Origin of the sequence: Bacillus alkalicellulosilyticus (assembly GCF_002019795.1) — a bacterium.
In the GTDB taxonomy this organism is placed as follows: domain Bacteria; phylum Bacillota; class Bacilli; order Bacillales; family Bacillaceae_F; genus Bacillus_AO; species Bacillus_AO alkalicellulosilyticum.
The window spans coordinates 2,159,675-2,171,643 of record NZ_KV917381.1; the positions used below are offsets into that span (position 1 = coordinate 2,159,675).

The window sequence follows — 11,969 nt, forward strand, 5'->3', positions numbered from 1 at the left end:
AACTTATAAAATTTACTTTTCGTCTCACTATTTAAGTTAACTCTTAATAATGAGACGGATTTTTTATTATTTTACAACTACCTATAATAAGTATTATGTCTACTTATTTTTTGTAAAAAAAGAAGAACTTGCCCTTCTTTTCTTTATGTAATTTAAATATTTTATAACATTTTTTGGGTCCTTCTCATGGGAATGCATTATATTTTCTTTTTAAGAATAACTCTTTATCTTTATATAACCAGTAATAAAATCTTATGATTGTTTTTCTTCCACTTATATATAATCTAAAGAAAGATTCTTCATCTTTTATGTTGCTTATAAACCCTTGTTGTTTTAATTTTTCTTGTAAGCAATAAATAAATTGCCGTGAACCACAAACAAAACATATCATATATCCACTCTTGTAAATATGCCCATCACCATCAAAATATCCCCGAACAAAGTGATGTAAATATTCATTAGGTACATATGGAAATTTAATTGTGTTACTTTTGTTAGGTGTTATACCATGTATGTTTATTAAATCATATTTCATTATCTTGCTATGGAAATTCAATAAGTATACACCTGTTTTTTTATTCTTATTTAACGGGATAGTAGTTCCTATTTCTTTTTTTATTTCTTCTAAGATGGTCTTGTCTTTCTGAGAAATACCTACTGTTTGTAAAGAATTTGTAATTACTCCGTCAGCTGCGATAAATCCTAAAATATATGCCATGTTATTTGTCCAGGTCTTGAAATAGTTTTCATTAAAATGATACTGCCTTTTCCAACTACCTCGAGGTCTTTTTTCTATATTGTTTTTTGATAATATTAATCTAATGTACCGTGGGGTTAGGTTTGCTAATGCAGCAATTTGAGTAGTACTCTCCCCTTCTTTGTATAGTCTAATTATTTCTTGGTCATTCAAAATACGATTACTTCTTAATTTATCTGACATAGATGCAACCCCTTCATACTTAGAACATTTGTTCCTTTTTATTCATTATAAGAACTTATGTTCTAGGTGTGAAGTAATTATTTTACTATCTTCAACGTTATCTATGTTAAATGGACAACCATATTACCAAGACAATTTAACTGCTATATTCTGCACTAACCCTATTGTAAGGAAAAAGGTTGTAATTGTAATAGAAGTAGTTATGGAGGCCCTTGCTAATGGTGCAATTATAGCGAAGGAAGGCTCTTATTTTCAAGAACTATTAAACGTTAACCAGAGTTATGCCTGGTTATGCCTGGTTAACTGAAATATAAATAAAATCTGATCATAAACCCTCTAGATCTATTGTATTTGCTATTTCAATTAGTTGTTCTTCGTTTAATCCACGTACGTTTATGCTAAATACATATTTATTAGTTATTACATGTATTACGTATCGTTCACTAACCAAATAGGCAGGATAGCCTTGAATAGTAAATTGTTTTACCTCGCTTTCCTTGTATTTATCATTTTCAATTTTATGTTGTGCTTCTTTTTCGGGAACATGTAATTTTGCTTGCTCTATCAAAATCAAGGTCTCATTCGTTTCATATCTAGTTTCAACAGTTACCAAACCATTATTTTCTATTTTTCTCATTGTTGGACTTATTTTAAAAGGCAGAACGGATGGTAGGCGCAAATCAAAGTCATTTATATTCAAGTCTTCACCATTATTAAGTATAATAACTTTCCGATTTGAAGTTACCATATGTTCACTATTTTGATTTTGCACATCTTCGACCACACCATCTCCTCTTACATCTTGGCCGAATTCAATAAACGAGAAACTATGTACACCAATAAATAGGATTAGAAGAAAAGCAGCAATTGAGAATATGTATTTAGTATTACTTTCTTTCTTCATTTTATTGTCTTGCTTGTTCATATTGATATAAAGTTTAGTATAAACATCATTTTTTGATTCACTATTTCTATTTTCCATTAAGACACTGTCCAATTTTTTTAATTGATTGTCGTACGTTGAATTTTCACTTTGTAAAAACTTCTTCATGTGTTACCCCCCTTTGTTTTAACTTTTTTTCTAATGCTCGTATCGCTCTAAAAAAAGTTGACTTCACTTTGTTTTCCGACCACCCTAAAATGTCACTAGTTTCTTTTATGGAGAAGCCTTTGATTTTCCTCATAATAATTACTACTTTGTGAGAATGTTTTAACTCATTTATCGCTTGATATAATTGGTAAGTTTCTTCTCTTAGCTCAAAAAGGAATTCAGGTGATGTGTTAGGAGCTTGTACTCTAAAGGACAATACATCCAATACTATTTTTATAGGTTTTTGTTTCCTTATGTAGTCAATGGTCACGTTATGTGCTATAGAAAATAACCAAGTTTTTTCAGTCGAGTTCCCTTTAAATAATTCTAGATTCTTATAAGCTTTTAAAAATGTATCATGTGTTAAATCTTCAGATTGCTGATAATCCTGTATCATTATATATATGAATGATTGAACAGAATCACTATATTTATAGTACCAATCTGTAATTATATCTTGCTGTTGATTCACACTGTCGCCCCCTTTTTCAGTACTTAGACGTATGAATGGATAAAAAGTTGTGGTTTGTAAATAAATTTATTTTTACGTCTTTATTACTCGGAATATATGTTCGTCTGATTATTATTTATAATGTTACAAAATTTTACCACAAATATTATATAAAGAATCTATTAAACTATAGAATGTTAGAATTTTCCTATACAACTAGATAATAAAAAGGTAAAATAGGATAACGTGTCAATTTTTACCTTTTATTTTATTTTTAATCTATAGGGTGGTGTGATTGTGTCTCTTCGAAAGGAACGAAAGAAAAACTTTACCGTTTATTTATGGGTCCTCTCATTTATTAAACCGTACAAATGGCAAGCTTTATTGTTAATTGGCTGTTTTATACTTGCCTCTAGTATTGAATTACTTATACCAAAAGTCATTCAAGTGTTCATTGATAACGTGATTCCGAACGCTGACACTCGCTTGTTTTATTCGATACTGGTCGGTCTCGGTATCCTTATTATCATAATGATTGGTTTGAACGGGCTAGCCAACCTTCTCAGACGTAATATTCAAGAAAAGGCTGCAAAAGACTTGCAATTCACCATGTTTCAACATCTTCGCTCTTTAGGATTCTCCTATTTTGAAAAACATCCTGTCGGTCAGAGTCTTGCTCTTATTAACTCCGAAGTTGAAAACTTACAACGTCTGTACCGCCACCACTTTCCAGCTATGATTGGTTTATCCGTCTTCTCTATTATCTCATTACTATTAATGGTTAGTACGAGTCTTCATCTTACGTTAATCACGATTCCTTGCTTCTTTCTCTACTATTTAGTAGGTCCTTATTTAGAAAGACGGTCCGCGATATGGGCAAAACGTACAGCGGATAGTCGAGTTGATTTCAATAACAAAGCGTATGAAAGCATATCGGCATTAGTCGAACTTAGAGCAAACGGAGCTGAAGAAAAAGATTTACAGCAGTTCATGACGAAGAAGAAAACGATAAACAGCGGATTGTTGTCTTTGTATTGGTTTGGATATTGGAGAGAATCGGTTAGGCGCTTTTCTTATTATGTCGGCGCAATGGTCATCTTTGGTTATGGGTATTGGTTAATTCAAAACAACCTATTATCTGTTGGAGAAATTGTCGCCTTTATCCTCTACTATTTTGTAGCGATGCAAAGGTTAACGTATGTTATCACGCTAGTTACTGAACAACAAGTGCTCATGCAACAAGCTTCTATTCTTTATGACTTTCATCAATTAAAACCTGAAGTCGAGGAACGAAAAAACATCAAGAAAATTAAACAAGTGACCGGTGAAATTAAATTTGACTCTGTTCACTTTAGCTATAACGAAAACAGTCCAAATATTCTGAATGGATTCAATTTGCATATTAAACCTGGTGAAACCGTTGCCCTAGTTGGTACAAGTGGTATGGGGAAAACAACGATATTAAAGCTATTAGGAAGATTTTATGATGTAACAAAAGGCCAAATTCAAATCGACGGTTGTCCCCTTCAGGATATTCCATTTTCCCATTTGCGAGAGTCACTTGGCTACGTTTTTCAAGAAACCTTTCTATTTGGAGATACAATCTATGAAAATATTAAATTTGGCAAGCCAGATGCGGATGAAACAGAAGTTTATGCAGCAGCAAAAGCGGCTTATGCAGATGAGTTTATCGATGAATTGCCAGATGGATATCAAACCGTACTTGGAGAACGTGGAATCAATTTATCGGGAGGTCAAAAACAACGAATAGCGTTAGCGAGAATGTTTTTGAAGGACCCAAAGATTGTTCTGCTTGATGAAGCAACCTCCTCTCTTGATACCATTAGTGAAACTCATGTACAACGAGCACTCTCCCACCTCGCCAAAGGAAGAACAACCGTTATCGTTGCTCATCGAATTTCTACCATTCAACATGCAGATAAAATTGTAGTCGTTGATCATGGTCGGGTTGTAGAGATGGGAACCTATCAAGAACTAATGAATCTAAAAGGCCACTTTTATCACATGAGTGAAGCCAATTCCATTGTTAGTTAATTTGCGGAAAGGATGAATGTATGGATACAGTGAAATGGATGTTCAACTATATTTGGCAACATAAAGTGTTATTTACTTTAGGAATTATTTTTATGACGATTGAAGGTGTCTCTAATATTGGCATTATTGCCGTACAACAATATTTTATCGACAATGTCTTTTTAGGGGGAAAACAAGAACAATTCTTTCCGTTGTTTTTATTATTCGTTGTTTGCTTACTGACGTTTACATTGTTTTATACCATTGGACCAAGACCGTTACATAAAGCTGTAGCCCAAATCGATAATAAGCTTTCAGAACAGTTTTTGTTGTATATGTACAAAATGCCTATTAGCTCCATTCAAAAACAACGAACCGCACAATTTTCTCAATATTTTTCAAGGGATATTCCCCATGTCGCTCTATTACTTGGTGAAGAAATACCTAGATTCTTTTACCAAGCTATTAAAGTCATTGTCATTGCGATTATCATTGCATGGTCGAGTCCAATGTTATTAGGTATCATTATTCTCTCAAGTTTATGTTATTTAGTCGCTACCTCCTTTTTTAAAGAAAAAGGAAAGTTGTATTCAAAACAGGTGAATGAAGCGAAATCTGATTTAGTGGTAGTTCTCGAAGAAGGCGTATCTTCTACTCGAGAAGTCATAGCCTATAATCGGATGAACTGGGAAGAATCGAAGTTTAAAAAAGTCTTTTCTCGCTATTTAAGTCGTGTCATGGATGAAGGGAAATTGATGAACCTTCAAATGTTTGTGAGTGACCCGATTCGATGGGGAACTGTGTTAGTCGTCTTAGCATATGGCGGTTATTTAGTGATTCAAAATGCGATGACACCAGGAGCTTTTGTCGTTGTCTTGCAACTAACAACGTTGATGATGTTTGATTTTCAGGAGATGTTTAACAAGGTGATGCTTATTTATAATCGATTAGCAAACGTGGAACGGATTCGGAATGTGTTAGACTGCCCTCTTCCAGAGCAAGGAGTCTATGATGTAGAGGGTCCCATCCATTCGTTACAATTATCTCAAGTTTCTTTTCATTATGAACAAGTTCCTGAGTACATTTTAAACCAAGTGTCATTCACCATCCCTATAGGAAAAAAAGTGGCCATCGTTGGAAAAAGTGGAAGTGGAAAATCAACGATTGCACAGCTTTTATTGGCTTTTCAAAAACCTAACGAGGGTGCCGTTCTCGTCAATGACTTGGACTTAAGTGAGATTAACGAAAAATCTTGGAGAAATAAAATTAGCGTCGTCTTTCAAGAACCTTACCTCTTCCCTAATACCCTCCGCTTTAATTTGCTGCTGGGTAATGAAAATATATCAGAAGAGTCTATGATTGAAATATGTAAAAAAGCTAGAATCCATGAGTATATTTCAAGTCTTCCAGACCAATACGATACCGTAATCGGAGAAAGAGGAATTACACTATCTGGAGGTCAAAGGCAACGACTTGCGATTGCCAGAGCTATATTACGCAATACAGAAATATTGGTATTGGATGAGGCAACCTCAGCTCTTGACCAGGAAACAGAGTTCTTCGTTCAACAAGAACTAGATGAACTTCGCAAAGGAAAAACGTCTATCATTATCGCCCACCGCTTATCGACCATTAAGAATGCGGATGAAATCATAGTGTTAGACAAAGGTAAAATCGTAGAACAAGGCACACATCATGAGTTACTCTCCCATAATCATATTTATGCAGAGCTCATTAAATCACAAGAGCGGAAAGAAAAGGAAAGCTATTCAGTAAATAGCGCTATATAAAAAGTTATTTCTTATATGGCAGTGACTCACACTCTATAAGCCATACATAAACCCCAGCGTCTCCTTCTGCTGGGGTTTATTATATTTAAACCATAGCTAATTCTGACTTGATTTAATTATGTAGATTATGTTTTACAAACCATTAGAATATTGCCATCAGGGTCTTTAAATGTGAACCAATGTCCTACTTGAATATTTGTCACAAATTCTACTTCCTTTTCTAGTAAAAAGCGGTACGCAGCGTGGATATCTTGGGTATTTAGTTGAAATAATGGAGTATCTTTGATGGCGTTTTTGGAGTAGATTTTCTTATCTAACACGAGGACATGCTCATGCTGTAAAGGTATGATATAAAGGCGGTCCCTTATGATATCACCAACACCTGGCGTACCAAGTATGTCGCAATACCAACATTTTGATTTGTTAATGTCACTTACTGGAATGAACGTAGCAGCAATATGATTTACTATTGGACTAGTCATTGATTTGTTCTCCTTTTCCATTTTAAAAATACCTGTTATTTTTGAGTATGAAAAAGCACTCTATCCCTTTCATATCCGGCCAAACTCCATAGTCTACATATTTCTTTTTCTTCAGCTTTCTTTTGCGAAACCTTTTGTTAAACATCAACATCTCCCCCGTCATACGAACGTTTGTTTGTTTCTTGAAATTAGTATAACGAACAAGTGTTCTGTTAACAAGAATTATTTTACAGGATTTATAAAAATATTCCAAAATTCCTATTTGTCAATGTACTACCCATCTATCTTATCTGTTTGTAAAAACGTCGATTTAATAGGCTTTATACGGCCTTACTTTAAGAATGTGCTAGTACTAATCTCCTGTGTTTAGATATAGTGAGGAAATAAATTACTCCCCTTTAGTGTAAATAAATACCTGCACACCTCCTCTTCCTTAACATAATGTGATAATATCCTAGGCTAAAAAGGAGGAATTGTGATGCTTGACGCTAGCGAAATAAAGGAAATCCTACGCCGACAGAACATGTCGGTAAATGAAAAAGAAATTCCTTTGATACATCAAGTCCTTTCAACCATATATAAAGAACAAGTAAACATGAATGCATTCCCAGACATACATGAAACGGTCCCGCTCACCATTGTTGACCAGGAGATGATAACATGACAAATTTACACACGTTAACAGCAAGTGAACTAGGTCCTTTATACAAACATAATCATATATCTCCTGTAGAAGTGACAAAAGAAATCATAAACCGCATCGAAAAAGTGAATCCAGTTATCAATGCTTATATTACGACTGTTCCTGAAGTCGCATTAGCCCAAGCAAAGAAAGCTGAACAAGAGATGATATCAGGAAATTATAAAGGTCCTCTTCATGGGATCCCAATTGGTATAAAGGATAATTTTGATACAAAAGGGATTCGAACAACTGTTGGTTCAAAATTATTGTCCGAAAATATCCCCTCTGAAACTGCATTTACTGTAAAAAAATTAATGGATGCTGGTGGGATTATGTTAGGTAAGTTGAGCATGCATGAATTTGGTGGAGGATTAACAAATACGAACCCTGTATATGGTCATGTGCGTAATCCTTGGAATATCAATCATGTTCCTGGTGGTTCAAGTGGAGGAAGTGGTGCAGCGTTAGCAGCTGGAATGGCCACGCTTGCTACAGGTACAGATACATTTGGTTCTATTAGAGTTCCTGCATCAATGTGTGGTGTTTATGGACTAAAGCCTACTTACGGACTGATTAGCACAACCGGAGTGGCTCCTTTGGCATGGTCATTAGACCATCCAGGTCCAATGGCACGGTCGGTCTCTGATTTAGCACTTATGCTACAATACATGACTGGGCACGACCCAGAAGATCCAGCTAGTTTAAAAGTTCCATCACCACAGTATTCTCAAACACTGAATCAAGGTATTCAAGGCCTGAAGGTTGGGATTCCTACTGCATTTCTAGAAGGTCTCGACCCAGAAGTTAGCAAACTCTTTAATCAAGCGGTCAATACACTTAAAAACCTAGGAGCAGAAGTAAAAGAAATAAAGATACCAGAACTCTCACTCGCCTCTTTTGCATCATATGTTGTCACAACCGGTGAAGCATCGGCTTATCATTATGAATGGCTTCAAACAAAATCGGAACAATATGCACCTGATGTTCGGATATTTTTCCAAGCGGGTGCGGTTACCACGAGTCCTCAATATGTTAGAGCGCAACAAATCCGAAGAGAGTTAATAAAAGCGATTAAGAACGCATTTCAAGAAGTTGATGTGTTGGTAGGTCCGTCTGTACCTATAACTACACCTAGATTTTCTGAGAACTGGGATGAACAAAATTTAGAAATCACAAGGAAATCGATGCCATTCACTGCTCCACCTGCTCTTTCAGGAATCCCAAGTCTTGCTGTACCTATGGGCTTGTGTTCATGTGGGGTACCTGTAGGAATGCAGTTCATGGGAAACCATTTATCAGAACAATTATTGCTTCAAGTGGCTAGCGCTTGGGAACAAACGGACCCTCTCCGTGTTACCATGTAAAACACTAAAACATGCTCTATGGCTTCACTGGTCACAAAACCCGTTGTGAGAAAACCCACTCCCAACGGGTTTTAATAGATGGTGGCGGTTTCGCTCAATGCTAAGAGGTTAAGACAAAAGGAAAAAAAACAACCTTATGTCTTAACCTCTTCATATTTTCTTACCTTATTGAACTATGCCCTGAATTCATTCAAGGTGTTTTACAACCCTTTCCATCTTTTTACACTTTACACCAAGGAATTTAACAGACTACCCAACGCATATGCCGTTAGAAGTATGCCAACTATTTTGAAGTGAAAAGCCTAATCCTCCTTATTTTACCGAGGAATTAAGCATAAGTTTTCCACAATCGTGCTAGTTATGGATTATTTTCTACTGAATAGTTTCGTTGTACTGTGAAGTAAATAGCTCTGTTGTTTTTTAGTATTTTTTATTTAAAATAAGCGGCCATTTGTAATATTTATCGAATAAACATACCAATAAAATTTCAACTAATAGTTGAACATGCATATCACACAGGACGTTAGACCTATATCTAATTACCCTTATTTACTATATGGTTAATATGTTAGCCCTAGGTCTTTACAGGAGGGTTAATGTTTCAAATAGGTGATATTGTATACTTTGAAGGTAAAGAATACCAAATTCTTTGGATATACAGCAATGGTGGCTGTGAATTAGTGGAAAGCAGCTTTGCTAGTGCACATACAACAATTCTTGTTCATATTGATAGCTTAGATAAAGGCGTAAATAACAATTAGCCTTTAAATTATCATTTATTAGTAATTCTTAAATAAAAAGAAATGTTTAATCCTAGGGCTAACATCCTTGTACGTCCGTCCCTTATCATTTCTTTTTATTTATTTTTTTTGTACATTTTTCCTCTTAAGCGATACAAAACAAAAAATTTCTTTCACTATTTTGCTGCACAGTAATGGTCTACAGCGTAATACAATGGTTAATCTATGTATTGGTAAAAAGTCTGTAATCAATACCCCGTTAGTTAAATCCAGGCTATTCTTTAAAGGAAGTACCTAAAACATTGCCCCTCTTAGATATAAGAAAACATACAAATATATAAACAAATAAACATCCAATTACAAGATAGTATATCTTAGCAGTAGAAGTATGAATAAACAGGGCGAAATATAGAGTGAAAAATTGTGCATATATTATAACCAAGACAAACTTTTGGAAAGAATCTTTCATCTGTGATTTAGAAATAGGATACAGTAACACACTTTCTTTAATTTCATTTTGTAGTGGAATTACTTGCAATCCAGTCGCAAATAAAATTAGGAGAGTAATAAACCAACCACTTGTTGGCATAGCATAATTAACTAATAGACCAATTACAGTTAGTCTTAGATAAAGGTAAAAGTAATCATTATATCTTATAAACAAATGTGAATATAAATATATGAATGTACTACTTTGACTATATGGGATACACTTTTTTACAATCATAGTAAGCCAACGTCTACTTCGAAAAGAACGTTTAAGATTGGGGACATCCATGAAAAAATTAATAAATTTATAGTTTCTTAATATGGCACTTTCTTCTTCATCTATTAACCACTGCCAATTCAGAGTTTTTTTTCTTTCTATAAAATAAATTAAATACACGAAATTTACACCCAATAAAACAAGCACAAAAGTCCAGTCATCATTAAACAGAAAATAACTCATTAAATATATTGAAAGTAACCTATTTAACCTATGTAAAAAAAATTGTACACGATTCTCTAACCACTGTTCAGTCCACTTCATTAAAATGTTAAAAGAAACAATCCCTACTATGACTAAAAAAATAGGAAGATACATATTAAATGTGTGTAAAAATAGCGATACGAAAATCGTAATAAAACTAAGCAATTTAATAATATTAATAGTAAAACTATATACAAGTGATTTAATAAAATACGACTTTAATTTCTCTTCTAATGGCAACAAAAATATTATATCTGCCCTTTTAACAAACGTTCGAATGTTCGTTCGCATCGAAAAGATAGTTATCAATACGGCTAAAATTACTTCAACAGATATCTGAGAAGGTATCCACTGAAGAAATAAATTAAAGTAATAAATAGAGATACTACCAATGACCAGAAAAAAATAAACAACATTCGCGCCAATTATTGAATAGTATCTGAACATTTTTCTATAAAATTCCTGAACCCTTACACTCCATAATGTTTTTATATCCATAAACATACCCATGCTTTCATGAATTTTTTAAATAACATAGAAACATTAACTATTTCATCTATCTTTACTCTATGCAATGAAAAAATTGCTTTACTCTGTGACCATTTCCTAAAGGCTTCCTCCCTATGTAAAACTAATACTATATTTTAACATAAAATTCCACTAGCTTATTAAAATATTCTGCATTTTACATCAACAAGAAAAGAAAAAAGCCTAATTTCTCTACAAATCAAAATAGAGAAATTGAGCTTATCGATTACCTCATTTATTTATTGAATTCATTAACTGGAAGAAGTATTCAGGTTTATGAGTCTTATTTAGGTTATACCATGAATGTAATACATCTGGTGTAAATACATCAATTTTTTTTAGTACCTCCATAGCAAATTCTAGAGGCGCTATTCCTGATGCAGTAACTAAATTCCCATCAGATACGGCAGATGCCAACTCATAGAACTTTTCTCCTTTATAGTTAGGACATACCATTTTAGTATAATCTAAGTTATTACTTGTATGCTTTCTAGTATCTAAGTATCCCATATTCGCGAGGGCATCAGCTGCACCACAAATTGCAGCAACAATAGTACCAAGTTTTAAAGCTTGGCCAATCTTTTCCAAGATAGGTTGATGAATTTCTTCACTCCAAGTAGTCCCTCCGGGTAAAATAATAAGATCTTTACTCTCAAGAGTGCATTCATCAAGGGAAATATCAGGTTTTATGCTCAGTCCTCCCATAGTCGTAATCATTTCTTTATTAGCTCCTACTGTAATTACTCTTAAAGGTGCTAACTCTTTTTTGAAATATCTTCCTGAGTTGAGTTCTGCAATTAAATATCCATATTCCCAGTCTGACATTGTATTAAATACATATAGAAAAACGTTTTTTGTTTGCATCCAATAACACTCCAATCACGATTGATAATGCTAT

Annotated in this window: 11 protein-coding genes; 5 read left to right on the forward strand and 6 right to left on the reverse strand. The window is 34.0% G+C overall.

Features of this window, described 5'->3' with window-relative positions; genetic code table 11:
- Nucleotides 1-184: 184 nt before the first annotated feature.
- The 3 genes from BK585_RS10960 to BK585_RS10975 form a co-directional block, all read right to left on the reverse strand.
- On the reverse strand, nt 185-940 hold the full coding sequence (locus BK585_RS10960) for an LAGLIDADG family homing endonuclease (protein ID WP_078553488.1): 756 nt from the start codon (nt 938-940) through the stop codon (nt 185-187).
- Nucleotides 941-1,265: 325 nt separating this feature from the next.
- Nucleotides 1,266-1,991, reverse strand: coding sequence for a hypothetical protein (locus BK585_RS10970; RefSeq protein WP_078553490.1), 726 nt, complete (start codon nt 1,989-1,991; stop codon nt 1,266-1,268).
- On the reverse strand, nt 1,969-2,502 hold the full coding sequence (locus BK585_RS10975) for an RNA polymerase sigma factor (RefSeq protein WP_245805817.1): 534 nt from the start codon (nt 2,500-2,502) through the stop codon (nt 1,969-1,971). Before BK585_RS10975 ends, BK585_RS10970 begins: the two co-directional genes overlap by 23 nt.
- 276 nt (nt 2,503-2,778) lie before the next feature.
- On the opposite strand from BK585_RS10975, the gene BK585_RS10980 reads away from it, so the two are divergent.
- The gene (locus BK585_RS10980; protein WP_170885542.1) at nt 2,779-4,536 is read left to right on the forward strand and encodes an ABC transporter ATP-binding protein; all 1,758 of its coding nucleotides are present in this window, start codon (nt 2,779-2,781) and stop codon (nt 4,534-4,536) included.
- 20 nt (nt 4,537-4,556) lie between these two features.
- Nucleotides 4,557-6,305 (forward strand): ABC transporter ATP-binding protein, encoded by a 1,749-nt coding sequence (locus BK585_RS10985; protein ID WP_078553492.1) that lies wholly within the window; start codon nt 4,557-4,559, stop codon nt 6,303-6,305.
- 125 nt (nt 6,306-6,430) lie between these two features.
- Here BK585_RS10985 and BK585_RS10990 read toward each other — a convergent pair whose 3' ends face one another.
- A complete protein-coding gene (locus BK585_RS10990; RefSeq protein ID WP_078553493.1) occupies nt 6,431-6,787 on the reverse strand; it encodes a VOC family protein in 357 nt (118 codons plus the stop codon).
- Between the two features lie 478 nt (nt 6,788-7,265).
- Between BK585_RS10990 and BK585_RS10995 the strand changes: the two genes are divergently transcribed.
- From BK585_RS10995 to BK585_RS24010, 3 genes are all read left to right on the forward strand, one after another.
- Nucleotides 7,266-7,451: a hypothetical protein gene (locus BK585_RS10995; RefSeq protein WP_078553494.1), complete on the forward strand. Its 186-nt coding sequence runs from the start codon at nt 7,266-7,268 to the stop codon at nt 7,449-7,451.
- On the forward strand, nt 7,448-8,833 hold the full coding sequence (locus BK585_RS11000; protein ID WP_078553495.1) for an Asp-tRNA(Asn)/Glu-tRNA(Gln) amidotransferase GatCAB subunit A: 1,386 nt from the start codon (nt 7,448-7,450) through the stop codon (nt 8,831-8,833). The genes BK585_RS10995 and BK585_RS11000 overlap by 4 nt, the downstream gene beginning before the upstream one ends.
- A gap of 596 nt (nt 8,834-9,429) precedes the next feature.
- Entirely contained in the window at nt 9,430-9,594 is a 165-nt protein-coding gene (locus tag BK585_RS24010) for a hypothetical protein (protein WP_170885543.1), read from the forward strand.
- A gap of 253 nt (nt 9,595-9,847) precedes the next feature.
- On the opposite strand, the gene BK585_RS11005 is transcribed toward BK585_RS24010, so the two are convergent.
- Nucleotides 9,848-11,041, reverse strand: coding sequence for an ABC transporter permease (locus BK585_RS11005; protein WP_170885544.1), 1,194 nt, complete (start codon nt 11,039-11,041; stop codon nt 9,848-9,850).
- A 261-nt stretch (nt 11,042-11,302) separates the two neighbouring features.
- On the reverse strand, nt 11,303-11,935 hold the full coding sequence (locus tag BK585_RS11010) for a type 1 glutamine amidotransferase family protein (protein WP_078553497.1): 633 nt from the start codon (nt 11,933-11,935) through the stop codon (nt 11,303-11,305).
- Nucleotides 11,936-11,969: the final 34 nt, after the last annotated feature.